The 24,624-nt window shown below is 39.3% G+C and carries 24 protein-coding genes, 2 tRNA genes and 2 rRNA genes; 21 read left to right on the forward strand and 7 right to left on the reverse strand.

What is annotated here, in order from left to right:
- Window positions 1–33: 33 nt before the first annotated feature.
- The 5 genes from ACN0NP_RS06535 to ACN0NP_RS06555 all read left to right on the forward strand — a co-directional run bounded on the left by ACN0NP_RS06535 (window position 34) and on the right by ACN0NP_RS06555 (window position 4,054).
- Window positions 34–106 (forward strand) — tRNA-Ala (locus tag ACN0NP_RS06535).
- A 146-nt stretch (window positions 107–252) separates the two neighbouring features.
- A 23S ribosomal RNA gene (locus ACN0NP_RS06540) occupies window positions 253–3,152 on the forward strand.
- Window positions 3,153–3,237: 85 nt separating this feature from the next.
- A 5S ribosomal RNA gene (gene rrf, locus ACN0NP_RS06545) occupies window positions 3,238–3,353 on the forward strand.
- A 5-nt stretch (window positions 3,354–3,358) separates the two neighbouring features.
- A tRNA-Asn gene (locus ACN0NP_RS06550) sits at window positions 3,359–3,432 on the forward strand.
- Window positions 3,433–3,577: 145 nt separating this feature from the next.
- Window positions 3,578–4,054 carry a sigma-70 family RNA polymerase sigma factor gene (locus ACN0NP_RS06555; RefSeq protein WP_423216989.1) on the forward strand — a complete coding sequence of 159 codons (477 nt, stop codon included), beginning with the start codon at window positions 3,578–3,580 and terminating at the stop codon, window positions 4,052–4,054.
- A 36-nt stretch (window positions 4,055–4,090) separates the two neighbouring features.
- Here ACN0NP_RS06555 and ACN0NP_RS06560 read toward each other — a convergent pair whose 3' ends face one another.
- Window positions 4,091–5,449 (reverse strand): aspartate kinase, encoded by a 1,359-nt coding sequence (locus ACN0NP_RS06560; RefSeq protein WP_021141679.1) that lies wholly within the window; start codon window positions 5,447–5,449, stop codon window positions 4,091–4,093.
- 100 nt (window positions 5,450–5,549) lie between these two features.
- Between ACN0NP_RS06560 and ACN0NP_RS06565 the strand changes: the two genes are divergently transcribed.
- The 14 genes from ACN0NP_RS06565 (at window position 5,550) to ACN0NP_RS06630 (ending at window position 17,120) form a co-directional block, all read left to right on the forward strand.
- Window positions 5,550–6,206: an HAD family hydrolase gene (locus ACN0NP_RS06565; protein WP_024344587.1), complete on the forward strand. Its 657-nt coding sequence runs from the start codon at window positions 5,550–5,552 to the stop codon at window positions 6,204–6,206.
- A 182-nt stretch (window positions 6,207–6,388) separates the two neighbouring features.
- Window positions 6,389–7,177, forward strand: coding sequence for an enoyl-CoA hydratase (locus ACN0NP_RS06570; RefSeq protein ID WP_024344588.1), 789 nt, complete (start codon window positions 6,389–6,391; stop codon window positions 7,175–7,177).
- A 115-nt stretch (window positions 7,178–7,292) separates the two neighbouring features.
- A complete protein-coding gene (locus ACN0NP_RS06575; RefSeq protein WP_029876000.1) occupies window positions 7,293–7,727 on the forward strand; it encodes a MarR family winged helix-turn-helix transcriptional regulator in 435 nt (144 codons plus the stop codon).
- Window positions 7,728–7,729: 2 nt separating this feature from the next.
- The gene (locus tag ACN0NP_RS06580; RefSeq protein WP_024344590.1) at window positions 7,730–8,704 is read left to right on the forward strand and encodes a beta-ketoacyl-ACP synthase III; all 975 of its coding nucleotides are present in this window, start codon (window positions 7,730–7,732) and stop codon (window positions 8,702–8,704) included.
- A 58-nt stretch (window positions 8,705–8,762) separates the two neighbouring features.
- Window positions 8,763–8,987 (forward strand): acyl carrier protein, encoded by a 225-nt coding sequence (locus ACN0NP_RS06585; protein WP_003067534.1) that lies wholly within the window; start codon window positions 8,763–8,765, stop codon window positions 8,985–8,987.
- Window positions 8,988–9,150: 163 nt separating this feature from the next.
- A complete protein-coding gene (gene fabK / locus ACN0NP_RS06590) occupies window positions 9,151–10,119 on the forward strand; it encodes an enoyl-[acyl-carrier-protein] reductase FabK (protein WP_024344591.1) in 969 nt (322 codons plus the stop codon).
- A gap of 40 nt (window positions 10,120–10,159) precedes the next feature.
- A complete protein-coding gene (fabD, locus tag ACN0NP_RS06595; protein ID WP_039697623.1) occupies window positions 10,160–11,080 on the forward strand; it encodes an ACP S-malonyltransferase in 921 nt (306 codons plus the stop codon).
- Window positions 11,081–11,089: 9 nt separating this feature from the next.
- Window positions 11,090–11,821, forward strand: a complete 732-nt coding sequence (fabG, locus tag ACN0NP_RS06600; protein ID WP_027968151.1) for a 3-oxoacyl-[acyl-carrier-protein] reductase — start codon at window positions 11,090–11,092, stop codon at window positions 11,819–11,821.
- Between the two features lie 65 nt (window positions 11,822–11,886).
- A complete protein-coding gene (fabF, locus tag ACN0NP_RS06605) occupies window positions 11,887–13,119 on the forward strand; it encodes a beta-ketoacyl-ACP synthase II (RefSeq protein WP_021141690.1) in 1,233 nt (410 codons plus the stop codon).
- 2 nt (window positions 13,120–13,121) lie between these two features.
- On the forward strand, window positions 13,122–13,607 hold the full coding sequence (accB, locus tag ACN0NP_RS06610; RefSeq protein ID WP_021141691.1) for an acetyl-CoA carboxylase biotin carboxyl carrier protein: 486 nt from the start codon (window positions 13,122–13,124) through the stop codon (window positions 13,605–13,607).
- Complete coding sequence (gene fabZ / locus ACN0NP_RS06615; protein WP_003067515.1) at window positions 13,604–14,026, forward strand: 3-hydroxyacyl-ACP dehydratase FabZ; 423 nt, start codon at window positions 13,604–13,606, stop codon at window positions 14,024–14,026. Before accB ends, fabZ begins: the two co-directional genes overlap by 4 nt.
- A gap of 81 nt (window positions 14,027–14,107) precedes the next feature.
- Entirely contained in the window at window positions 14,108–15,478 is a 1,371-nt protein-coding gene (locus ACN0NP_RS06620) for an acetyl-CoA carboxylase biotin carboxylase subunit (RefSeq protein WP_045798221.1), read from the forward strand.
- A gap of 8 nt (window positions 15,479–15,486) precedes the next feature.
- Complete coding sequence (gene accD / locus ACN0NP_RS06625) at window positions 15,487–16,353, forward strand: acetyl-CoA carboxylase, carboxyltransferase subunit beta (RefSeq protein WP_021141695.1); 867 nt, start codon at window positions 15,487–15,489, stop codon at window positions 16,351–16,353.
- A complete protein-coding gene (locus tag ACN0NP_RS06630; RefSeq protein WP_278488361.1) occupies window positions 16,350–17,120 on the forward strand; it encodes an acetyl-CoA carboxylase carboxyl transferase subunit alpha in 771 nt (256 codons plus the stop codon). Before accD ends, ACN0NP_RS06630 begins: the two co-directional genes overlap by 4 nt.
- Before the next feature lie 119 nt (window positions 17,121–17,239).
- Here the strand turns inward: ACN0NP_RS06630 and serS are convergent, their stop codons facing one another.
- The 6 genes from serS to ACN0NP_RS06660 form a co-directional block, all read right to left on the reverse strand.
- Window positions 17,240–18,517 (reverse strand): serine--tRNA ligase, encoded by a 1,278-nt coding sequence (serS, locus tag ACN0NP_RS06635; RefSeq protein ID WP_423216996.1) that lies wholly within the window; start codon window positions 18,515–18,517, stop codon window positions 17,240–17,242.
- A gap of 246 nt (window positions 18,518–18,763) precedes the next feature.
- A complete protein-coding gene (locus ACN0NP_RS06640) occupies window positions 18,764–19,135 on the reverse strand; it encodes a DUF956 family protein (protein WP_021141699.1) in 372 nt (123 codons plus the stop codon).
- Window positions 19,136–19,212: 77 nt separating this feature from the next.
- Window positions 19,213–20,124, reverse strand: coding sequence for a PTS system mannose/fructose/sorbose family transporter subunit IID (locus ACN0NP_RS06645; protein WP_024344596.1), 912 nt, complete (start codon window positions 20,122–20,124; stop codon window positions 19,213–19,215).
- A gap of 15 nt (window positions 20,125–20,139) precedes the next feature.
- On the reverse strand, window positions 20,140–20,943 hold the full coding sequence (locus tag ACN0NP_RS06650; protein ID WP_021141702.1) for a PTS mannose/fructose/sorbose transporter subunit IIC: 804 nt from the start codon (window positions 20,941–20,943) through the stop codon (window positions 20,140–20,142).
- Between the two features lie 165 nt (window positions 20,944–21,108).
- Complete coding sequence (locus ACN0NP_RS06655) at window positions 21,109–22,101, reverse strand: PTS sugar transporter subunit IIB (RefSeq protein WP_021141703.1); 993 nt, start codon at window positions 22,099–22,101, stop codon at window positions 21,109–21,111.
- A 329-nt stretch (window positions 22,102–22,430) separates the two neighbouring features.
- The gene (locus tag ACN0NP_RS06660; protein WP_024344597.1) at window positions 22,431–23,246 is read right to left on the reverse strand and encodes an HAD family hydrolase; all 816 of its coding nucleotides are present in this window, start codon (window positions 23,244–23,246) and stop codon (window positions 22,431–22,433) included.
- Between the two features lie 88 nt (window positions 23,247–23,334).
- On the opposite strand from ACN0NP_RS06660, the gene ACN0NP_RS06665 reads away from it, so the two are divergent.
- A complete protein-coding gene (locus tag ACN0NP_RS06665; RefSeq protein ID WP_423216997.1) occupies window positions 23,335–23,919 on the forward strand; it encodes a hypothetical protein in 585 nt (194 codons plus the stop codon).
- A gap of 104 nt (window positions 23,920–24,023) precedes the next feature.
- Window positions 24,024–24,623 (forward strand): DUF1361 domain-containing protein, encoded by a 600-nt coding sequence (locus tag ACN0NP_RS06670; protein ID WP_033151972.1) that lies wholly within the window; start codon window positions 24,024–24,026, stop codon window positions 24,621–24,623.
- The last annotated feature ends 1 nt before the right edge of the window (window position 24,624 follow it).

Consider the following 24,624-nt stretch of genomic DNA (forward strand, 5'->3'; position numbering starts at 1 on the left):
TTTGGAGTATTGTTTAGTTTTGAGAGGTCTTGTGGGGCCTTAGCTCAGCTGGGAGAGCGCCTGCTTTGCACGCAGGAGGTCAGCGGTTCGATCCCGCTAGGCTCCATTGAATCGAAAGATTCAAAGATTGTCCATTGAAAATTGAATATCTATATCAAATTCCACGATTCAAGAAATTGAATTGTAGATAGTAACAAGAAATAAACCGAAACGCTGTGATTTAATGAGTTTAAGGTCAACAGACCAAAATAAGGTTAAGTTAATAAGGGCGCACGGTGGATGCCTTGGCACTAGAAGCCGATGAAGGACGTGACTAACGACGAAATGCTTTGGGGAGTTGTAAGTAAACATTGATCCAGAGATGTCCGAATGGGGGAACCCGGCATGTAATGCATGTCACTCATTACTGTTAAGGTAATGTAGAGGAAGACGCAGTGAACTGAAACATCTAAGTAGCTGCAGGAAGAGAAAGCAAACGCGATTGCCTTAGTAGCGGCGAGCGAAAAGGTAAGAGGGCAAACCGATGTGTTTACACATCGGGGTTGTAGGACTGCGTTGTGGGACGACAAGATTATAGAAGAATTACCTGGGAAGGTAAGCCAAAGAGAGTAACAGCCTCGTATTCGAAATAGTCTTTAACCCTAGCAGTATCCTGAGTACGGCGAGACACGAGAAATCTCGTCGGAATCTGGGAGGACCATCTCCTAACCCTAAATACTCTCTAGTGACCGATAGTGAACCAGTACCGTGAGGGAAAGGTGAAAAGCACCCCGGGAGGGGAGTGAAATAGAACCTGAAACCGTGTGCCTACAACAAGTTCGAGCCCGTTAATGGGTGAGAGCGTGCCTTTTGTAGAATGAACCGGCGAGTTACGATATGATGCGAGGTTAAGTTGAAGAGACGGAGCCGTAGGGAAACCGAGTCTTAATAGGGCGACTTAGTATCATGTCGTAGACCCGAAACCATGTGACCTACCCATGAGCAGGGTGAAGGTGAGGTAAAACTCACTGGAGGCCCGAACCAGGGCACGTTGAAAAGTGCTTGGATGACTTGTGGGTAGCGGAGAAATTCCAAACGAACTTGGAGATAGCTGGTTCTCTCCGAAATAGCTTTAGGGCTAGCGTCGATGTTAAGTCTCTTGGAGGTAGAGCACTGTTTGATTGAGGGGTCCATCCCGGATTACCAATATCAGATAAACTCCGAATGCCAACGAGATATAATCGGCAGTCAGACTGCGAGTGCTAAGATCCGTAGTCGAAAGGGAAACAGCCCAGACCACCAGCTAAGGTCCCAAAATATATGTTAAGTGGAAAAGGATGTGGGGTTGCACAGACAACTAGGATGTTAGCTTAGAAGCAGCTATTCATTCAAAGAGTGCGTAATAGCTCACTAGTCGAGTGACCCTGCGCCGAAAATGTACCGGGGCTAAAACATATTACCGAAGCTGTGGATACCTTTTAGGTATGGTAGGAGAGCGTTCTATGTGTGATGAAGGTGTACCGTGAGGAGCGCTGGAACGCATAGAAGTGAGAATGCCGGTATGAGTAGCGAAAGACAGGTGAGAATCCTGTCCACCGTATGACTAAGGTTTCCAGGGGAAGGCTCGTCCTCCCTGGGTTAGTCGGGACCTAAGGAGAGACCGAAAGGTGTATCCGATGGACAACAGGTTGATATTCCTGTACTAGAGTATATAGTGATGGAGGGACGCAGTAGGCTAACTAAAGCGTGCGATTGGAAGTGCACGTCTAAGCAGTGAGGTGTGATATGAGTCAAATGCTTATATCTATAACATTGAGCTGTGATGGGGAGCGAAGTTAAGTAGCGAAGTTAGTGATGTCACACTGCCAAGAAAAGCTTCTAGCGTTAATTATACTCTACCCGTACCGCAAACCGACACAGGTAGTCGAGGCGAGTAGCCTCAGGTGAGCGAGAGAACTCTCGTTAAGGAACTCGGCAAAATGGCCCCGTAACTTCGGGAGAAGGGGCGCTGGCTTTAAGTCAGCCGCAGTGAATAGGCCCAAGCAACTGTTTATCAAAAACACAGCTCTCTGCTAAATCGTAAGATGATGTATAGGGGGTGACGCCTGCCCGGTGCTGGAAGGTTAAGAGGAGCGCTTAGCATTAGCGAAGGTGTGAATTGAAGCCCCAGTAAACGGCGGCCGTAACTATAACGGTCCTAAGGTAGCGAAATTCCTTGTCGGGTAAGTTCCGACCCGCACGAAAGGCGTAATGATTTGGGCACTGTCTCAACGAGAGACTCGGTGAAATTTTAGTACCTGTGAAGATGCAGGTTACCCGCGACAGGACGGAAAGACCCCATGGAGCTTTACTGCAGTTTGATATTGAGTATCTGTACCACATGTACAGGATAGGTAGGAGCCTATGAAATCGGGACGCTAGTTTCGGTGGAGGCGTTGTTGGGATACTACCCTTGTGTTATGGCTACTCTAACCCAGATAGGTTATCCCTATCGGAGACAGTGTCTGACGGGCAGTTTGACTGGGGCGGTCGCCTCCTAAAAGGTAACGGAGGCGCCCAAAGGTTCCCTCAGAATGGTTGGAAATCATTCGCAGAGTGTAAAGGTATAAGGGAGCTTGACTGCGAGAGCTACAACTCGAGCAGGGACGAAAGTCGGGCTTAGTGATCCGGTGGTTCCGCATGGAAGGGCCATCGCTCAACGGATAAAAGCTACCCTGGGGATAACAGGCTTATCTCCCCCAAGAGTTCACATCGACGGGGAGGTTTGGCACCTCGATGTCGGCTCGTCGCATCCTGGGGCTGTAGTCGGTCCCAAGGGTTGGGCTGTTCGCCCATTAAAGCGGCACGCGAGCTGGGTTCAGAACGTCGTGAGACAGTTCGGTCCCTATCCGTCGCGGGCGTAGGAAATTTGAGAGGATCTGCTCCTAGTACGAGAGGACCAGAGTGGACTTACCGCTGGTGTACCAGTTGTCTTGCCAAAGGCATCGCTGGGTAGCTATGTAGGGAAGGGATAAACGCTGAAAGCATCTAAGTGTGAAGCCCACCTCAAGATGAGATTTCCCATGATTTTATATCAGTAAGAGCCCTGAGAGATGATCAGGTAGATAGGTTAGAAGTGTAAGTGTGGTGACACATGTAGCGGACTAATACTAATAGCTCGAGGACTTATCCAAAAAAGAAACGAGTCAATATTGACAGCGAGTCGGTTTCTTGTTAGAATATATAGGTATTCAATTTTGATTGGATAATCAATCATAGTTAAGTGACGATAGCCTAGGAGATACACCTGTTCCCATGCCGAACACAGAAGTTAAGCCCTAGCACGCCTGATGTAGTTGGGGGTTGCCCCCTGTTAGATATGGTAGTCGCTTAGCATTTATCCGCCATAGCTCAGTTGGTAGTAGCGCATGACTGTTAATCATGATGTCGTAGGTTCGAGTCCTACTGGCGGAGTCGTAAAGCGGTAGAGAAAGCAGCCTTCGGGTTGCTTTTTTTGTGCTTGTATTCTCATTTGGACATTTTTGTCATGTTCCTTTTTTCTAATCCTTTCTATAATAAGGGTACCTTAATAATAAAAAGGAAAAAGGAGATAGGAACAGTGGATTTTGAAAGCTATTTTGAAACTGTAAAACCAATTATTTTAAAATTAAGACGTCATTACTTTGTGAAATTATGGGATTATGACGACTGGATTCAGGAAGGGCGTATTGTCTTTTTCAAACTACTGCAAGAACATCCTGAGGTTCTGATTAATGAGGGAAGACGCTATACTTACTTCAAGACAAAATTTTCTAATCATGTAAAGGATACCATCCGCCATCAGGAATCCTTTAAACGTAAATTTAATCGTATGCCTTATGAAGAAATAGGTGAGATTAGTCATTGTGTCCCTCAGCTTAATTTTTTTGAAGTGGCAGACTTTATTGCTTACCGAGATAGTTTGTCTCAATTAAAAGCAACTTTAAGCTTAGAAGAGCAAAAAAAGCTAGCAAAAGTAGTCAGAGGGGAACGATTTGAAGGGAAGAAAGCCTTCTTACGCCAAATTGAACCTTACTTTTCTGACTTTAAGCACTAAAAAAGAATCAGTGAACAATCTGATTCTTTTTTTAGTTTATTCGGCTGCACGGAAGAAGGTTTGATATAGTGCTCGTACGGCTTCTTTTTCGTGTTCTGTTTGTGTTACAAACATGACTGAAACCTCACTTGATCCTTGTGAAATCATCTCAAGGTTGATGTGCTTTTCTGAAAGGGCTCTTGTTGCTGTTGCTGTAACCCCAATGTGGTTCTTCATATCTTCACCGACAATCATGATAATTGAAAGATTGTGTTCGATTTCAACTTCATCAACTGCGAGTTCTCGCGTAAGATATGAGATAATTTCTTGTTCTTTAATAGGAGTTAGTTCACGTTCTCGTACAATGACTGACATGTCATCAATTCCTGTTGGAATGTGTTCCCAGCGGATATTGAGGTCTTCTAAAATTTGAAGAACTTTTCGCCCGAATCCGACTTCTCTGTTCATGAGGTATTTTGACATGTTGATACTTGCAAATTTGTCATCAGCAGCTATTCCGATAACTGGTACTGTTGGTCCACTGTGTTTTAGTGTAATTCGAGTTCCTGGGTGTTCAGGGTTGTTTGTGTTTTTGATGACGAGAGGGATTTTTCCGCGATAGGCTGGAATGAGTGCTTCATCATGGAGTACTGAAAATCCTGCATAAGCAAGTTCACGCATTTCTCTGTATGTTAGCTCTTGGATGGTGTGTGGTTTGTGAACAACGCCTGGGTGTGCAGCAAAAATACCATTTACATCTGTAAAGTTTTCGTATAAATCAGCTTTAACACCTGCTGCAACGATTGAGCCTGAGATGTCAGATCCTCCACGCGAGAAAGTACAAATTTGACCATCAGTTGTTACACCAAAGAATCCTGGAATCACGAGAACTTCATCAGAGTCTCGGAGTTCTTCTAGTTTATCGTAACTAGAAGGGAGAATTCGTGCGTTTCCAGGCTCGCTTGAAACAATAATTCCAGCTTCTTTTGGGTGAACATAGCGTGCGTTGATTCCATTTTTTCGGAAAAATTCAGCGACAAGTTTTGCATTATTATCTTCACCAGCAGCTAGGAATGTGTCATACAAGAATTTATTACATTCGATAGGGAGAGTGGCAAGATTTGTAATTGCTCCAGCAATTTTACTCATGACTGATGAATTCAGTTCAAGTTCGTCAGCAATGGCTTGGTATCGGTTAATAATCCATTCTTGTGCTGCTGTAACATCTTCACCAGAAGTATAGTTTTTGTAGTATTTAATAAGAGCGTCAGTTACTTTTGTATCTTCTGAGTTACGCTTTCCTGGTGCTGATACAACAACAAAACGACGTTCGCTATCAGATTTCACAATATTCAAAACTTTTTTCAGTTGTTCAGCTGAAGCCAGTGAACTACCACCAAATTTGATTACTTTCATGACATTCTCCACTTTTCTAAAATTTGTATACAATTATAGCAAAATTCTGAAAATTTGTCAGCAGTTTTTCAAATAAAAAGAAAGATAGTATAATAGAGGAATGGAAAATTATAAAGCAATTATTTTTGATATGGACGGGGTCCTGTTTGACACTGAAACTTTTTACTATCGACGTCGTGAAAAGTTTTTAGCAGATAAGGGGATTAGCATAAAGCACTTACCACCAAGTTTCTTCATCGGTGGAAATATGAAGCAGATTTGGCCAGATATTTTGAGAGATGATTTTGATAAGTGGGATACAGATCAATTACAAGTTGAATATTCGATTTACAAAAAAACTCATCCACTTCCTTATAAAGACTTGATTTTTGAGGATACATTTGAAGTAGTTAAAGGGCTTTTTGAAAAGGGATATCGTTTGGGGCTGGCTTCGAGCTCAACAAAGCATGACATTTTAAAAGCTCTTGAAGAAACGAATTTAAAAGACTATTTTTCAGTGATTTTATCTGGGGAAGAATTTGAAAAGGGAAAACCACACCCTGCTATCTATCAAGAAGCAAGAAGACAACTGGGGTTTAGTAATGCTGAGACTTTGGTTATTGAAGATAGTGAAAAAGGGATTCAAGCGGGAGTTTCTGCTGAATTAACTGTTTGGGCAATCGAAGATAATCTTTTTGATATGAATCAAAGAAAGGCTAGTCGATTGGTAAAAAATTTGACTCAAATTGTTGAGATTTTAGAAGAAAAAACATATTAGAAGTAGGAGTTTTCCTACTTTTTTTGAATAATACTTTGATGATTTAAATATTTAAAAATCAAATTAATTTTTGAAAAAATCCTATTTTTGCTTGATTTATTGATGTCTTGTATGCTAAAATACATTTTGCAAAATAGTTTTATAATCAAACTAATTTTATCGTATCCGACGGAGGTGGGTAAATGTCTTTCGATAATGTCATTTATGAAAACGGGGAAGTTGCAACTTTAACTTTGAATCGCCCTGATATTTCAAATGGGTTTAATATTCCAACATGCCAAGAAATTCTTGAAGTTTTAGAACTTGTTAAGGCAGATGATTCTGTTAAAATTCTGGTCATCAAAGCGGTTGGAAAAGTATTTTCAATCGGTGGTGATTTAGCTGAAATGCAACGAGCTGTTGAGTCTGATAATGTTGAATCTTTAGTTGAAATTGCTAGTCTGGTTAATAAAATTTCTTTTTCAATGAAAAAACTGCCTAAACCAATTATTATGAGTGTAGATGGTGCGGTTGCTGGAGCTGCGGCGAATATGGCAGTTGCCGCTGATTTTGTTGTTGCTAGTGAAAAAGCTAAGTTTATTCAAGCTTTTGTTGGGGTAGGACTAGCACCTGATGCTGGTGGACTTTTCCTAATGAGCCGAGCTATTGGATCAACACGTGCTGTCCAGTTGGCAATGACTGGCGAAGGTGTTAATGCTGAAAAGGCATTCGAATACGGCATTGTTTATCGCCTCTGTGAATCAGAAAAATTGGAACGTACAACTAACCAGTTGACTAAACGTTTGCTTCGTGGGTCAATTAATTCTTATCGTGCTATTAAGGAAATGTCATGGAAAGCACAATTTGAAGGTTGGGAGGATTACACAAAACTTGAATTACAGCTTCAAGAAGAATTAGCCTTTAAGGAAGACTTCAAGGAAGGTGTTCGAGCATTTGCTGAAAAGCGTCGCCCGAAATTTTCTGGAAAATAGCGTAAATAATTGTTTGATTTTCAAATTATTTTTTCAGATTAGTTCGAAATTCCTTGCAAAATATTTTGATGTTTGATATACTTTGATTGTCAAAGTTTATTTAGGAGGTGAAATCTTGGATTATAATAGAATCAATGAGTATCTAGTAGATATTTTTAATCGTGTACAGGTTATTGAAGAGACGAGTTTGAGAACTAGTCAGTTCAACGACGTTTCGTTAAAGGAAATGCACACCATTGAGATTATTGGTAAAAATTCTAATGTGACTCCAAGTGATATTGCACGTGAGTTGATGTTGACCCTCGGTACAATAACCACTAGTTTAAATAAGCTTGAGGCAAAAGGTTATATTGAAAGACAACGCTCAAAATTAGACCGTCGTGTGGTTCATTTAACTTTAACAAAAAAAGGAAGATTGTTAGATAGGCTTCATCATAAGTTTCATAAAAATATGGTTACTCATATTGCTGAAGATATGAATGAAGAAGAACTAGAAGCTCTTTTACGAGGCTTAAAAAATCTTCACAAGTTTCTTGAGGAGTTAATGTAATAATGGTATTTGCAAGAATTGCTCAGGCAGCAGCCTATGCCCCTGAACAAGTGATTACAAACGATGATTTGTCTGAAATTATGGACACCAGCGATGAATGGATTTCATCTCGCACGGGGATTAAAAGACGACATATCACTCGAGATGAAACAACTAGTGATTTAGGGACACAAGTTGCTAAGCAACTACTTTCAAAAGCTGGTTTATTAGCTGAAGACATTGATTTCATCATTGTTGCAACAATTACACCTGATAGTTTTATGCCATCGACAGCAGCACGTATTCAAGCTAATATTGGCGCTGTTAATGCTTTTGCATTTGATATGACAGCGGCATGCAGTGGTTTTGTATTTGCCCTTGCGACTGCAGATAAATTTATTCAGTCAGGAATCTATAAAAAAGGTATCGTAATTGGTGCTGAAACCCTATCAAAAACATTAGATTGGTCAGATCGTAGTACTTCTGTACTATTTGGAGATGGAGCAGGTGGTGTTTTAATTGAAGCATCAGAAACTAAACATTTCCTAGCAGAATCTTTGAATACAGATGGTAGTCGCGGTCAAAGCTTAACTTCTGGAAAAGTTGGTTTGTCATCTCCGTTTTCTGAAAAAGAAGACGATGATAAATTCCTTAAAATGGAAGGAAGAGCTATCTTTGATTTTGCTATCAGAGATGTGGCTAAAAGTATTAAAGCCCTTATTGATGAATCAGAAGTTTCATCAGAGGATATTGATTATTTGTTGCTTCACCAAGCTAATATTCGTATTCTAGATAAAATGGCTCGAAAAATGGATATTGATCGAGACAAGTTTTTAGCGAATATGATGGAATATGGTAATACCAGTGCGGCAAGTATTCCAATTCTTTTAGCAGAATCTGTTGATAAGGGAATTATTAAATTAGATGGCTCTCAAACAGTGCTTCTATCAGGATTTGGTGGAGGTTTGACATGGGGAAGCCTAATTGTTAAAATCTAGTTACAAACTTGTGCATTAGCATGAGATAATTATATATATTTATTAAGGAGAATTAATCATGGCAGTATTTGAAAAAGTACAAGAAATTATCGTTGAAGAACTTGGTAAAGAAGTTGACGAAGTTAAAATGGAAACAACTTTTGATGAACTTGATGCTGATTCACTTGACGTTTTCCAAGTAATCTCAGAAATTGAAGATGCATTTGATATTCAAATCGAAACTGAAGAAGGTCTTAACACTGTAGGTGACTTGGTTGCTTACGTTGAAGAAAAAACAAAATAATAACATGGCTGGAGTTGGGATTAAAAAACTAACTCCACTATATTTAGTAGGAAGGGCTGTGGGATAAGTTGCTAATTAATGAAAACTTATCTTACTCCCTCTCTTCTTATTATGATAGTTTGACTATCAAATTATTGTTTGGTAAAGACTAAGAAGGTTTAACATGAAAACACGTATTACAGAATTATTAAATATCAAATATCCAATTTTTCAAGGTGGTATGGCATGGGTTGCCGATGGTGACTTGGCTGGTGCTGTTTCAAACGCTGGTGGTTTAGGTATTATCGGTGGCGGTAATGCACCGAAGGAAGTTGTTAAAGCAAATATTGACAAGGTTAAAAAAATTACAGACAAACCTTTTGGTGTTAATATTATGCTTTTGTCTCCATTTGTTGATGACATTGTTGATCTTGTTATTGAAGAAGGGGTTAAAGTTGTCACAACTGGTGCAGGTAATCCTGGAAAATACATGGAACGATTCCACGAAGCTGGTATCACTGTCATTCCAGTTGTTCCTAGTGTTGCTCTTGCAAAACGTATGGAAAAACTAGGTGCTGATGCTGTTATCGCAGAAGGTATGGAAGCTGGTGGACACATTGGTAAATTGACAACAATGACTCTTGTTCGTCAAGTTGTTGATGCAGTCAATATTCCTGTTATTGGTGCAGGTGGTGTTGCTGACGGACATGGGGCAGCAGCTATCTTTATGTTGGGTGCGGAAGCTGTCCAAGTGGGAACACGTTTTGTGGTAGCTAAAGAATCTAATGCTCACCAAAACTTTAAAGATAAAATTTTGAAAGCTAAAGACATCGATACAGTGATTTCTGCCTCTGTTGTTGGACATCCTGTTCGATCACTTAAAAATAAATTAACAACATCATATGCGCATGCTGAAAAAGATTTCTTGGCTGGTAAGAAAGCTAAAGAAGATATCGAAGTTTTGGGAGCAGGTGCATTGCGTAATGCTGTTGTTGACGGTGATGTTGTGACTGGTTCAGTCATGGCTGGCCAAATCGCAGGCTTGATTCGTAAAGAAGAAACTTGTGAAGAAATCTTAAAAGATATCTATTATGGTGCTCAAGAAGTGATTTTAGCAGAAGCTAAACGTTGGGCTGATATTGAAAAAGATTAATATTTCTATTTAAAAATCAAATTCCGTTTGGGAGGATTTAATGACAAAAACTGCCTTTTTATTTGCTGGTCAAGGGGCTCAAAAGCTTGGAATGGCAAGTGATTTATATGAAAAATATCCGATTGTTCGTGAGACTTTTGATCAAGCTAGTTCTATTCTTGGCTACAATCTTCGTGATTTAATTGATAAGGAAGAAGATAAGTTAAATCAAACACGTTATACACAACCAGCTATTTTGACAACTTCAGTTGCAATTTATCGATTGCTTCAGGAAAAAGGATTTAAAGCTGACATGGTTGCTGGACTTTCATTAGGGGAGTATTCAGCTTTAGTAGCATCAGGGGCTTTGAGCTTTGAGGATGCTGTTGCTTTGGTAGCTAAACGTGGTGAATTTATGGAGACTGCAGCTCCAGCAGGAACTGGAAAAATGGTCGCTGTCATGAATACGGAAGCCTCATTGATTGAAGAAATTTGTCAAAAAGCTTCTATTAAGGGTGTGGTGACACCAGCTAACTACAACACACCGGCACAAATTGTGATTGGTGGTGAAACGGAAGCAGTAAACTATGCTGTTGAACTTCTTAAAGAAGCAGGTGTAAAACGTTTGATTCCGTTGAAAGTATCTGGGCCTTTCCACACAGCTTTGTTAGCACCAGCTAGCAAACGACTTTCAGAGGTTCTTGATAAAGTAACGTTTTCAGATTTTCAGGTTCCTTTGATTGGAAATACTGAAGCTAAGGTTATGGAATATAGTGATATCAAAGCTTTGCTTGCAAGACAAGTAAAAGAACCAGTTCGTTTTTACGATTCTATTGAAACAATGCGTAGACTTGGAATGACAGAGGTTATTGAAATTGGTCCAGGTAAAGTTTTGAGTGGATTTCTTCGTAAAATTGATAAAAGTATTCCAACCTCATCAGTTGAGGATGAAGCAAGCTTGAGTGTTTTGCTAGAAAAATAGGAGATAGTTATGGATATCAAAAATAAAAATGTTTTTGTAACAGGATCAACTCGCGGAATTGGTTTGGCTATTGCTCACCGTTTTGCAAGTCTTGGAGCCAATATTGTTTTGAATGGTCGTTCAGAAATTTCAAAAGACCTTATCGATAGTTTTAACGACTACGGTGTGAAAGTTATTGCAATTTCTGGTGATGTATCACAATTTGATGATGCTAAACGTATGGTTGACGAAGCTATTGCAGAACTTGGTTCTGTTGATATTTTGGTTAACAATGCTGGTATCACAAATGATAAATTGATGTTAAAAATGACTGAAGCAGATTTTGAATCAGTCTTAAAAGTGAATTTGACTGGTGCATTTAACATGACGCAATCAGTCTTAAAACCGATGACACGTGCTCGTCAAGGTGCTATTATCAATCTATCAAGCGTTGTTGGCTTACGAGGAAATGTTGGGCAAGCAAACTACGCAGCTTCAAAAGCTGGTTTAATTGGTTTTACAAAATCAGTTGCGCGTGAAGTAGCTTCACGTGGTATTCGAGTTAATGCTATTGCTCCTGGTTTTATTGAATCAGACATGACTGATGCTATTCCTGAAAAAATGCAAGAAGCGATTTTAGCTGGCATTCCAATGAAACGTATCGGAAAAGCTGAAGAAGTGGCAACAGTAGCTAGTTTCTTAGCAGAACAAGAATACTTGACTGGACAAGTCATTGCAATTGATGGTGGTATGGCAATGTAAACTGTTGTTTGCTTTGCTGTAATAGTTTAAAATTAGAATATACATTCTCTTAAAAGGAGACAAAAATGACATTAAATAGAGTAGTAGTAACAGGTTATGGTTTAACTTCTCCAATTGGAAATACCCCAGAAGAATTCTGGAATAATCTTCATGATGGAAAAATTGGTATCGGACCAATTACTAAATTTGATAATTCTGAAATCAAAGTTCACAACGCAGGTGAAATTCATGATTTCCCATTTGATAAATATTTTGTTCGCAAAGATAAAAATCGTATGGATCAATATTCTCTATACGCAATTTATGCAACTTTAGAAGCTCTCGAAAATGCTAAACTTGATATGGATACAGTTGATCGTGACCGTACTGGTGTTATCGTGTCATCTGGTATTGGTGGTTTGCAAGAAATGCAAGAGCAAATCATTCGTATGCACGAAAAAGGAATTAAACGTATCCAACCAATGTTTATTCCAAAAGCTTTGTCAAACATGGCTGCTGGTAATATTGCTTTGCGTATTGGTGCACGTGGCGTATGTAAATCAATTACAACAGCTTGTGCCTCATCTAATGATGCTATCGGTGAAGCATTCCGCGAAATTAAATTTGGTTACCATGATGTTATCTTAGCTGGTGGTGCTGAATCTACAATCAACGAAATCGGTATTGGTGGTTTCAATGCATTGACTGCTCTTTCAACAACTGAAGATCCAGCTCGTTCTGCTATTCCGTTTGATAAAGATCGTAATGGATTTGTTATGGGTGAAGGTGCAGGTGTGCTTGTTCTTGAAAGTCTTGAACATGCTCAAAAACGTGGTGCTACTATCCTAGCTGAAGTTGTTGGCTATGGTAGCAACTGTGATGCTTATCACCAAACAACTCCAACACCAGATGGATCAGGTGCCGCAAAAGCCATTGAATTGGCAATTAAAGAAGCAGGAATCTCTCCAGAAGATGTTGACTATGTTAATGCTCACGGTACTTCTACACAAGCCAATGAAAAAGGTGAAAGCAAAGCTATCGTAACAGTTCTTGGTAAAGACGTTCCAGTTTCTTCAACAAAATCATTCACTGGTCACCTTCTTGGTGCAGCGGGTGCTGTTGAAGCTGTTGCGACAATTGAAGCAATCCGTCACAACTACATTCCAATGACTGCAGGTACACGTGAGTTGTCAGAGGACATTGAAGCTAATGTAGTTTATGGACAAGGTCAAGAAGCAGAGTTGACTTACGCTATTTCAAATACATTCGGATTTGGTGGTCACAACTCTGTACTAGCATTTAAACGTTGGGAGGCGTAAGCGTGAATATTTCTGAAGTAAAAGATTTGATGGCTCAATTTGACCAGTCAAGCCTACGTGAATTTTCATTTAAAACTGCTGACTCTGAATTAACATTTAGTAAAAATGAATATACAGCACCAGTAGTGCCAGCCACAGCTCCTGCAGCACCGGCGCCAGCTGTTTCAGTTGAAACAACTCCAGTTGCTACATCAACTCCAGCATCTCCAGCAACAAGTGATGTTGAAGAAGCTGATACGAATATTTTTGCAGAAGGTGAAGAAGTTCCAAGTCCACTTGTGGGTGTTGCTTACCTTGCTCCAGCTCCTGATAAACCAGCTTTTGTATCTGTTGGTGATGCAGTTAAAAAAGGGCAAACGTTGCTAATTATTGAAGCGATGAAAGTCATGAACGAAATTCCAGCTCCAAAAGATGGTATCGTGACTGAAATTATGGTAAATAACGAAGAAGTTGTTGAATTTGGACAAGGATTGGTACGTATTAAATGATTGATATTAAGCAAATTCGTGAAGCTTTGCCGCACCGTTATCCAATGCTTTTGGTTGACCGTGTGCTTGAAGTAAGTGATGATGAAATTGTTGCTGTTAAAAATGTGACAATCAATGAACCGTTTTTCAATGGTCATTTTCCAGAATATCCAGTCATGCCTGGAGTTCTTATCATGGAAGCTCTTGCTCAAACAGCAGGTGTTTTGGAACTTTCAAAAGAAGAAAACAAGGGTAAATTGGTCTTTTACGCTGGTATGGACAAGGTGCGTTTCAAAAAACAAGTTGTTCCTGGCGACCAATTAATCATGACAGCGAAATTTGTTAAACGCCGTGGCACAATTGCTGTGGTTGAGGCAAAAGCAGAAGTTGATGGCAAACTAGCAGCTTCTGGAACATTGACGTTTGCTATTGGTAGTTAAGAAAAAGGTTAATACAAACTGTGACAAAAGAATTTTGATTGAAATGCTAAAGTATTTCAAATAGGAGGAAAAAGCAGACGTATGTTTAAAAAAATATTAATTGCCAATCGTGGTGAAATTGCGGTGCGAATTATTCGTGCAGCACGTGAATTGGGGATCAATACGGTAGCTGTCTATTCTGAAGCTGATAAAAATTCTTTGCATACGAATTTGGCTGATGAAGCAATTTGTATCGGTCCAGCGCGCTCGACAGATTCTTACTTGAATATGAATGCTGTCTTATCAGCAGCGATCGTAACAGGAGCTGAAGCGATTCACCCAGGATTTGGTTTTTTGAGTGAAAACTCAAAATTTGCAACCATGTGTGAGGAAATGCACATTAAATTTATCGGACCTAGCGCCGAAATTATGGATAAAATGGGTGACAAAATCAATGCGCGTGCAGAAATGATTGCAGCAAATGTGCCGGTTATTCCTGGTTCAGATGGTGAAGTCTTTACAGCTGATGAAGCACTTGACGTTGCTGAAAGACTTGGTTACCCTGTCATGTTGAAAGCCTCTGCTGGCGGCGGCGGAAAAGGTATTCGTAAGGTTGAATCTGCAGAAGAATTAGTGCCAGCCTTTGAGTCAGCTTCACAAGAAGCTTTGGCTGCTTTTGGTAATGGTGCCATGTACATTGAAAAAGTTATTTATCCAGCGCGTCACATCGAAGTTCAAATTCTAGGAGATTCTCACGGTAATGTCATTCATCTTGGCGAACGTGATTGCTCACTTCAACGTAATAACCAAAAAGTTCTTGAAGAAAGTCCGTCAATTGCGATTGGTAAAACACTACGTACTAAGATTGGTCAGGCTGCTGTTCGTGCAGCGAGTGCTGTTCATTATGAAAATGCAGGTACCATTGAGTTCTTGCTTGATGAGAAAACATCACAGTTTTATTTCATGGAAATGAACACTCGTGTTCAAGTAGAACATCCCGTGACAGAATTTGTTACTGGTGTTGATATCGTTAAAGAGCAAATTCGTATTGCTGCTGGACAAGAATTGTCAGTGACACAAGATGATATCACAATCACTGGTCATGCTATTGAATGTCGTATTAATGCTGAAAATCCAAAATTTAACTTTGCACCAAGCCCAGGTAAGATTACAGATTTGTACTTGCCAAGTGGTGGTGTTGGTTTGCGTGTGGATTCAGCTGTTTATCCTGGTTATACAATCCCACCTTACTATGATAGTATGATTGCAAAAATCATTGTTCATGGTGAAAATCGTTTCGATGCTTTGATGAAAATGCAACGTGCCCTTTATGAGTTGGAAATTGAGGGCGTTACAACAAATGCTGAGTTTCAAATGGATTTAATTTCTGATGAGCATGTGATTGCCGGAGATTACGACACATCATTTTTAATGGAAACATTCTTGCCAAACTACAATAAGGAAAATGATTAGGAGATTTCATGGCTTTATTTAGTAAAAAAGATAAGTACATTCGAATTACTCCCAACAACTCTTTAAATCAAGGTACACCGCGTGAGGTTCCAGAAGTCCCTGATGAATTATTTGCTAAATGCCCAGCATGTAAGCACATGATTTATCAAAAAGATTTAGGTGTTGCTAAGATTTGTCCAAGTTGTTCTTATAATTTCCGTATTTCTGCAAAAGAACGCTTAGCGATTACAGTAGATGAAGGAAGTTTCGAAGAATTATTTACGGGACTTGAAACAAAAGACCCGCTTAAATTCCCAGGATATCAAGAAAAATTGGCTAAAATGCGTGAAAAAACAGGTCTTGAAGAAGCTGTTTTAACAGGTAAAGCCTTGATTAAGGGCGAAAAAGTTGCTCTTGCCATCATGGATTCAAACTTTATTATGGCTTCAATGGGAACGGTTGTTGGTGAAAAAATCACACGTTTGTTTGAATTAGCGATTGAAGAAAAATTGCCAGTTGTTATTTTTACGGCATCAGGCGGTGCTCGTATGCAAGAAGGTATTATGAGTTTGATGCAAATGGCAAAAATCTCAGCGGCAGTTAAACGCCATTCTGAAGCTGGTTTGTTTTATTTGACAATCTTGACTGACCCCACAACAGGAGGGGTGACAGCAAGTTTTGCAATGGAAGGTGACATTATTTTAGCAGAGCCACAAGCATTGGTCGGTTTTGCAGGCCGCCGTGTTATTGAAACAACAGTACGAGAAAACTTACCTGAGGATTTCCAAAGAGCTGAATTCCTTTTGGAACATGGTTTTGTTGATGCCATTGTCAAACGTACTGAAATGCCTGAAACTATTGCAAAATTAGTCGCATTCCATGGAGGTGCCAAATGAGTGACGTATCAAGAATTTTGAAAGAAGCGCGTGATCAAGGACGTTTAACGACCTTAGAATATGCGGATTTAATTTTTGATGATTTCATGGAACTTCATGGAGATCGTCATTTCGCAGACGATGGCGCAATCGTTGGGGGAATTGCTCGCCTTGAAGGTCGTCCTGTGACAGTGATTGGTATTCAAAAAGGGAAAAATTTACAGGAGAATTTAAAACGCAATTTCGGTCAGCCAAACCCTGAAGGTTACCGTAAAGCTCTTCGTTTGATGAAGCAAGCTGAAAAATTTGGTCGTCCTGTCGTTACTTTTATTAACACTGCTGGTGCTTATCCAGGTGTTGGTGCAGAAGAACGCGGACAAGGTGAGGCTATTGCACATAATTTACTTGAAATGAGTGATCTTAAAGTACCGATTATTGCTATTATTATTGGTGAAGGTGGTTCTGGAGGTGCTCTTGCACTTGCTGTGGCCGATAAGGTATGGATGCTTGAACACAGCATGTACGCCATTTTAAGCCCAGAAGGTTTTGCATCAATCCTTTGGAAAGATGGTTCACGAGCAACTGAGGCTGCTGAATTGATGAAAATTACTGCTGGAGAACTTTACAACATGGATGTTGTTGATAAAGTTATTCCAGAGCATGGTTATTTTTCAAGTGAAATCGTTGAAATGATTAAAACAAATCTGATTGCTGAATTAGATGAACTTAGCAAGTTGCCATTAGAAGAGCTTCTTGAAAATCGTTATCAACGTTTTAGAAAATTTTAAAAATCCCACATTGTACTAACCTCAAGTCAAAGAAATATTTTCCTTGATTTTGAGGATGGTTCAAAGGGGATTTTTTCTTATCAAAAAAACTGCTAATCATTGATTAGCAGTTTTTATTATTATTTAGGTGAGATAACGTCAACGCCACCCATGTATGGACGAAGAACTTCTGGAATTGTTACAGAACCATCTTCGTTTTGGTAGTTTTCAAGAATAGCAGCGACTGTACGTCCAACAGCAAGACCTGAACCGTTAAGAGTGTGAAGAAGTTTAACTTTTCCATCAGCTTCGTCACGGTAACGGATTTGAGCACGACGTGCTTGGAAGTCTTCTGTGTTTGAGCAGCTTGAGATTTCACGGTAAGTGTTTTGAGCTGGAATCCAAACTTCTAGGTCGTAAGTTTTAGCAGCTGAAAATCCCATATCTCCAGTACATAGTGTGATAACACGGTATGGAAGACCAAGTTTTTGAAGGATGTTTTCAGCATTGACAACCATTTTTTCTAATTCATCGTATGAAGTTTCTGGTTTAGAGAATTTAACCATTTCAACTTTGTGGAATTGGTGAAGACGAATCAAACCACGAGTGTCACGACCAGCAGAACCAGCTTCTGAACGGAATGATGGGCTCATTGCTGTGAAGTAAACTGGAAGTTCTTTACCATCAAGGATTTCACCACGGTAGTAGTTTGTAAGAGGAACTTCAGCAGTTGGAATAAGAACATAGTCAGAATCAGCTAATTCAAATGTGTCTTCTTTGAATTTAGGATATTGACCAGTACCAAACATTGAGTCATGGTTTACCATGTATGGAGGAATAACTTCTGTGTAACCTTCTTTAGCGTGTTCATCCAACATGAAGTTGTAGATAGCACGTTCTAGGCGAGCTCCAAGTCCTTTGTAGAATAGGAAGCGAGAACCAGTAACTTTTGCACCACGTTCCCAGTCAAGGATGTCAAGGTCTTCACCAAGATCCCAGTGAGCTTTGATGTCAAAGTTGAATTCACGAGGTGTACCCCAACGACGTACCTCCACGTTTTCATCTTCGTCAGCACCTACAGGAACATCAGCAGCAGGGATGTTTGGAAGTGTTGCTGTGAATTCAGATAATTTTTCATCGATTTCAGCAAGTTTAGCGTCAGTAGCTTTGATGTCTGCTGACAATTTTTGCATTGCAGCGATTTGTTCAGAAGCGTCTTCTTTGTTGCGTTTTGCTTGTGCAATAGCTGCAGAAGCTGTGTTACGTTCAGCTTTAGCTGATTCTGATTTGATTAGCAATTCACGATGTTTGTCGTCAAGTTCTTTAAGTTCAGCAAGTTTTTCAGCAGCAACGCCACGTGTAGCCAATTTTTTAGCTACTTCATCGAAATCGTTGCGGATGCGTTTGATGTCTAACATAAATTTCCTCCAATGTTTTTGGTGTTCATATGATTTTGACAATCAAGATGAACAAAAAGCACAGCATGTTAACTGCTGGAGCGCAAATGCGCGGTTCCATCCAGCTTCACATACTGTGCACTTAATTTTCTATTTAATTGAATTAACGGTAGAATTTCAGAATTATCACCCTATCTGCTCGCAGCAACCGCAGACTTTCTGGAAAAGCTCAATTCCTACTTATCCGTACTACCTATTATACTAGATTTATTTCTTTTTGACAAATCTTGATAGTCTTTTTAAGATGACTTGAACAAGGGTCAGCATGCGAACAACTTTGTCATTTCCAATGTGATTGCGAGCCACTTTTAGGATTTTACCTGAGTCTTTTGAGGCAAAGAGAAATTTTCCTTTATCTGTGAAAACTTCGAAGTGACGGCTGACTTTGTTGTGAGATACGTTAGCACCGATTTTTTCGATGTTTTCCCAAGGAATTTGAATATAGTCCTCGACGTTAGCATCACTGTAAAATTCAAGCCCCTTATCGCCAAGAAGGAACTTTCCAACCTTTCCTCCCATGCCAAGATAAGAAACGCCAGTAGTTGTTAATTCGACGGTAGAATTAATTGATTGTGCCATGTAATCTCCTCTGAGTTTGCTTTTAGTTTATTATAACATAATAAAAAAAGAAGGACCGAAATCCTTCCTTTCTTTTATTACATGATTCCGAAGAAGCGAGCAACGATACCCACAACGAACAATGCAATAATGATTGTAATTGGTGAAACTTTTTTCTTAAGCAACCACATGCAAAGGAATGTAAGAAGAAGTCCCATCAAACCAGGAATCAATGAATCCAATTGACCTTGAAGTGTGTTAGTTTTTTCAGCTGATAGGCTAAGTCCATCGGCCACTTTACCAAGAATACCTTGTAGTTCAGTACCAGTTACATTTCCTTTAGGGAATTCGATGTAAGCACCTTCTGAAAGTTTAGTTGAAGGAAGTTGTACAGCGAAAGTAATTGATACCCAACGTTCAACAAGAACGGCAAGGATGAACATACCAAGGATTGAAGCACCTTTAGTGATTTTTTGGATGATACCACCTGAAAGGTCTTTAGTGATTTCAGAACCAGCACGGTAACCAAGTTCTTGTGTGTACCACAAGAATGCCATACGGATGATGTTCCATCCAAAGAAGAATAGAAGTGGACCTACGATGTTACCTGCCATAGCAAGTGAAGCACCAAGAGCACCAAGAATAGGACGAACTGTAAACCAGAAGACTGGGTCACCAACACCAGCAAGAGGTCCCATCATACCGATTTTAACCCCTTGGATAGCTGTGTCATCAATTTCAGCACCATTTGCACGTTCTTCTTCAAGTGCAAGTGTTACCCCCATGATAGGAGCAGCAACGTATGGGTGAGTATTGAAGAATTCCAAGTGACGTTCAAGAGCAGCAGCTCGGTCTTCTTTAGTTGTATAAAGTTTTTTGATGGCAGGAATCAAAGCATATGCCCAACCTAAGTTTTGCATACGTTCGTAGTTCCAAGAACCTTGAAGGAAAGTAGAACGCCACCAAACTTTTTGACGATCAGATTTTGATAATTGAAGTTTTTCAGCCATGTTTGTACCCCTTTCTTAGTAGTCTTCCAAGATATCGCCGATTGGGTCGCCAGAACCTGAAACAGTTCCGCCACCGTTACCACCTTTTTCAGAAAGGTTAAGGTAGATGAATGCAAGAGCAACACCAATTGTACCAAGGGCGATAAGAGTAAGGTCAGAGATAGCAGCTACGGCAAAACCGATAGCGAAGAATGGCCATACTTCACTTGTAGCCATCATGTTGATAACCATAGCGTAACCTACGGCAACAACCATACCACCACCGACAGCCATACCACCTGACAACCAGTCTGGCATAGCGTTAAGTACAGCTTGTACTGCTGAAGTTGGAACTGCAAGAAGAAGAGCAGCAGGAACAGCAATACGAAGACCTTGAAGGAATAGAGCAATCAAGTGAGTACGTTCAACTGCAGCGATGTTACCATCTTTAGCGGCAGCGTCAGCACCGTGAACAAGGGCAACAGAAGCAGTACGAACAAGCATAGTAAGGAAAAGACCTGCTACGGCAAGAGGGATAGCTGTTGCTGTTGCAACTGCGATACCTTTAGTTGTGAAGTCTCCACCTTTAACCATGATAATGGCAGCCGCTACAGAAGCAAGAGCAGCATCTGGTGCAACAGCGGCACCGATGTTAGCCCAACCAAGAGCGATCATTTGAAGAGAACCACCAAGGATAATACCTGCTTCAAGGTTACCAGTTACAAGACCGATAAGAGTACAAGCAACTAGTGGTTGGTGGAATTGGAATTCGTCAAGGATACCTTCAAGTCCAGCGAAGAAGGCAACTACAACGACTAAAATCATAGAAATAACTGACATTATTCTAGTTCCTTTCGTTTATAAAAGTTTTCAATGTGCAATTGTAAGCCAGAAACCACGGCTTACGTTTTTGGATAAAAACAGGAATTAAATCGTCTAACGGCAGATGAAAGCCCTTTATAGAAACGCTTACTTTTTGTTCCTGCCGAAAGCTCGATTTAAAAATTATTGAACGTTTGCTTTGTTAATCAAGTCAAACAAGTCTTTTTTAGAATCATTAGGGACTTTACGAACATCGAATGTTACGCCAAGGTCACGTAATTTTTCAAATGTGGCAACATCATCTTTGTCCATTGACAATACGTTGTTAACCATTGTTTTACCTGTTGAGTGAGCCATTGAACCAACGTTAAGTTCTTTAATTGGCACACCGCCTTCGATAGCTTGAAGAGCTTCTTGAGGTGTTTCAAACAAGATAAGTGCGTGTGTGTTACCAAAACGAGGGTCTTTAGCTGCTTCAATCAATTTTCTGATTGGAACAACGTTTGCCTTAACACCGTTTGGTGCAGCTTGTTTGATCAAGCCTTTACGCAATTCGTCTTTAGATACTGTATCAGATGCAACGATGATACGATCAGCTTTAGAAGCTGGTGTCCAGTTTGTTGCAACTTGTCCGTGAAGAAGACGTGTGTCAATACGAGCGAGGTTGATTTTAAGTTTACCATCACCGATGACAGTTCCTTCAGGAATAGCACCTTGAGGAGCAGCTTGTGCGGCAGGCGCAGCAGCAGCTGTTTCAGCTGGGTTGAGTTCTTCAGGAAGTGCTTTAACACCATCTTTAGACTCTTTAATGATATTTGCGGCAACTTGTTCAACACCTGCATTAGCGTCCATCATGCGCTCAGTGTAGGCTTGGATAAGCATTGGCAAATTAAGACCTGTAATGATAGCCATCTTGCGGTCTGGGTTTTCACCCATAACGCGACTAGCTTGGTTAAATGGAGAACCACTCCAGAGGTCAGCTAGTACGAGGATTTCATCATCAGCATCAAATTGTGCGATAGCATCGTTGAAGTGTGCGTATAAATCATCTGGTCCTTCACTTGGCATGAAAGTGACAACTTGAACTTTCTCTTGGTCACCAAAGATCATAGAACCTGATTGATGAATACCTTCAGCGAATTTACCATGGCTGGCAATAATAATACCGATACCCATTCTTGTTCTTCCTCCTTATGATTATTTTTCGTTGAAACAAAAAAGAATAATCTCCTTCCAAGCAAGCTTGGCAATTCTTTTCCGTTCCAAGGAAATTTTAAGAACGATATTATTGTAAAACGTTTTCACAAAAAAAAGCAATAGCTTTTTGAGAAAAAATAACACAAATCATGAAAAATTTTCAGAAACTCGCAAAATAAAGCGATTAAATTGTATAAAAAAGTAAATAATGTTCGTATAAAACGGGGTGTTTTTTATGAAAATAATGAAAATGTTTTGAAAACGATGAAAAAAAGAAAAAACTTCTCAAAAAGAAGTTTTTCAGAAATTTATAGAAAAATTTTCGCTAATTCTTTTGCAACACCATCTTCTTCGTTTGAAAACTCGGTTTGTTTATCAGCAAAGGGAAGTAAGATGTCACTTGCATTTTTCATAGCATAGCCAGTTCCTGCAAAAGATAACATCTCAGTATCATTATGTTCATCACCAAAGGCAATCAAATCATCGCTGTCCATGTTCATTGTTTTTAAAAGGTACTTGAGTGCATAAGCTTTATTGATACCCTTAGGTGAAAATTCTAAGATGTTGAGTGGTCCGCCCCAAGAATCAATTTCAATTTCATTTTTGAAGAATTTTCGCATCTCATCAGCAAGTAGGTACTTGTCTTCATGACGTGTTTGCATCAGCAGACCATTTGGATTTTTGGTGATTTTGCTAATATCAAGTGCCATTTTGTCTGTAATTTTTTCCACCCCAAAAAGTTTTGGGTTAATAATTTCTTGATTTTCAGCACTGATATAGAATTTTTTTCGGTATTCACTTGCAATAAAATCTGCTTGAACACTTTGTTGAAGGTCAAGAACGTCAAGTAGATATTTTTTATCGATGGTCACACTATGTTCAAAGTCCCATTTTTTTTCTGGGAGGTGAGTGAGTGAACCATTAAAAGAAATCATAGGTGTTTCTAATTCAAGACGCTTGTAGTGCTCAAGTGCCATACGGTAAGGACGACCAGTCGCAATGACAACCTTGTGTCCTTTTTCTTGGATTTTTTTAAGAGTTTCAACTGTATAATCTGAAATGGTATTATCACTACGAAGTAGGGTTCCATCCAAATCAAGTGCAATCATTTTTTTCTTTGTCATAGGTGCTATTATAACAAAAAAGACTAGCAAAGAAAAAGAAAAGTAGGTATGATATAATAGTTTTAATAAAAAATGAGGTTACGCATCAATGTATAAAATTTTTTGGAGTCATTTATTTGCTTTAGGAATCATTTTGAGCATTACATTTTTTCATGCCAATACCGATGGTTTAATGAACAATGTCCTTTTCTCCTTGCTAGCAGTTGAAATGGGATTTTTCTTCTACTATTTTAAGCACATTGTTTTACGAGTGGCAGCCTTTGTTTTGTGGTGCTTTTTCTATCCTAATAATTTAAATGTGCTATTTAGTGTTGCAGATAGATCTTGGGCAACGACGGTTTTATGGACGACAGATGGGATGACATCATTCATGATTTACTTAGCTGTTCTTGTTTTTTCGCTAGTTGCAGGTACACTGAGCTTACGAATGATTTTAAAGCCGTTGAATTTGAATCAGTACATCCAAGTATTTTTTATCATGGGAGTGGCATTTGCAGCTAGTTTGATGTTTCAAATATTACGAACGTTAGGAATTACTTGGAAAGTTATTGTAAATCAACACTTAAATATTTTTGAGCAAGTGACAAATGCCTTAACGACTATCAATATGCCGTTTATTCTTGGATTAATGGTTGTTCAAGTGATGATGTTTGTTGTTCTTGATAATGATTAATTTATAGTAAGAAGTCTGGTGGAGTGACCAGGCTTTTTGTTATTTTTTAAAGGCTTTTTATAGGAAAATTTGCTATAATTTTTGGGTAAGAAAGGGGAGATTTTATGGTTAAAAAAATCGCGATAGTCCATTTCTTTTTCGGAGTTATTTCTCTAGGAATTTACTATTATCATCTTGAAGGACCAGACTTGATTTGGAATATGTTCTTGGCATTGGTAGCTCTTGATTTTTCATTGATTCCGTATTTTATCAAGAATAAGGCAGTGAAAGTTGTAGCTGCAATCTTGTGGCTGTTTTTTTATCCAAATACCTTCTACATGCTGACAGATATTGTACATATGAATTTTACAAGTTCGGTTTTGTGGGATAAATCAAGCTTGATTTTATACATGCTCTATGTATCTAGCATTTTATTTGGTGTTTTGTGTGGGATTGAAAGTGTTAAGAACATTGTGGTGACATTTAAAGTCAAAAATTATTATATCCGAATGTTTTTTATAGCTGTTTTGTCTTTCGTTTCTAGTTTTGCTATTCATATCGGACGTTATGCCCGACTAAATTCATGGGATATTTTCACAAGACCGACTGTTGTCATAAAAGAAATCCTAGACGTGATTAGCTGGAATGCCCTTCATTTCGTGCTTGGCTTCACTTTTTTACAGCTTTTATGTCTTATTTTTTTAGATAGAGAAAATTTTAAATAAA

Source organism: Streptococcus equinus, assembly GCF_049393805.1.
Lineage (GTDB): Bacteria > Bacillota > Bacilli > Lactobacillales > Streptococcaceae > Streptococcus > Streptococcus equinus.

Bases quoted from the DNA above. Each gene is read 5' to 3' on its own strand.
- ACN0NP_RS06560 (WP_021141679.1), bottom strand. From the start codon at position 5,449: ATGAAAGTAATCAAATTTGGTGGTAGTTCACTGGCTTCAGCTGAACAA.
- ACN0NP_RS06565 (WP_024344587.1), top strand. From the start codon at position 5,550: ATGGAAAATTATAAAGCAATTATTTTTGATATGGACGGGGTCCTGTTT.
- ACN0NP_RS06570 (WP_024344588.1), top strand. From the start codon at position 6,389: ATGTCTTTCGATAATGTCATTTATGAAAACGGGGAAGTTGCAACTTTA.
- ACN0NP_RS06580 (WP_024344590.1), top strand. From the start codon at position 7,730: ATGGTATTTGCAAGAATTGCTCAGGCAGCAGCCTATGCCCCTGAACAA.
- ACN0NP_RS06585 (WP_003067534.1), top strand. From the start codon at position 8,763: ATGGCAGTATTTGAAAAAGTACAAGAAATTATCGTTGAAGAACTTGGT.
- fabK (WP_024344591.1), top strand. From the start codon at position 9,151: ATGAAAACACGTATTACAGAATTATTAAATATCAAATATCCAATTTTT.
- fabD (WP_039697623.1), top strand. From the start codon at position 10,160: ATGACAAAAACTGCCTTTTTATTTGCTGGTCAAGGGGCTCAAAAGCTT.
- fabG (WP_027968151.1), top strand. From the start codon at position 11,090: ATGGATATCAAAAATAAAAATGTTTTTGTAACAGGATCAACTCGCGGA.
- fabF (WP_021141690.1), top strand. From the start codon at position 11,887: ATGACATTAAATAGAGTAGTAGTAACAGGTTATGGTTTAACTTCTCCA.
- fabZ (WP_003067515.1), top strand. From the start codon at position 13,604: ATGATTGATATTAAGCAAATTCGTGAAGCTTTGCCGCACCGTTATCCA.
- ACN0NP_RS06620 (WP_045798221.1), top strand. From the start codon at position 14,108: ATGTTTAAAAAAATATTAATTGCCAATCGTGGTGAAATTGCGGTGCGA.
- accD (WP_021141695.1), top strand. From the start codon at position 15,487: ATGGCTTTATTTAGTAAAAAAGATAAGTACATTCGAATTACTCCCAAC.
- ACN0NP_RS06630 (WP_278488361.1), top strand. From the start codon at position 16,350: ATGAGTGACGTATCAAGAATTTTGAAAGAAGCGCGTGATCAAGGACGT.
- serS (WP_423216996.1), bottom strand. From the start codon at position 18,517: ATGTTAGACATCAAACGCATCCGCAACGATTTCGATGAAGTAGCTAAA.
- ACN0NP_RS06640 (WP_021141699.1), bottom strand. From the start codon at position 19,135: ATGGCACAATCAATTAATTCTACCGTCGAATTAACAACTACTGGCGTT.
- ACN0NP_RS06645 (WP_024344596.1), bottom strand. From the start codon at position 20,124: ATGGCTGAAAAACTTCAATTATCAAAATCTGATCGTCAAAAAGTTTGG.
- ACN0NP_RS06650 (WP_021141702.1), bottom strand. From the start codon at position 20,943: ATGTCAGTTATTTCTATGATTTTAGTCGTTGTAGTTGCCTTCTTCGCT.
- ACN0NP_RS06655 (WP_021141703.1), bottom strand. From the start codon at position 22,101: ATGGGTATCGGTATTATTATTGCCAGCCATGGTAAATTCGCTGAAGGT.
- ACN0NP_RS06660 (WP_024344597.1), bottom strand. From the start codon at position 23,246: ATGACAAAGAAAAAAATGATTGCACTTGATTTGGATGGAACCCTACTT.
- ACN0NP_RS06665 (WP_423216997.1), top strand. From the start codon at position 23,335: ATGTATAAAATTTTTTGGAGTCATTTATTTGCTTTAGGAATCATTTTG.
- ACN0NP_RS06670 (WP_033151972.1), top strand. From the start codon at position 24,024: ATGGTTAAAAAAATCGCGATAGTCCATTTCTTTTTCGGAGTTATTTCT.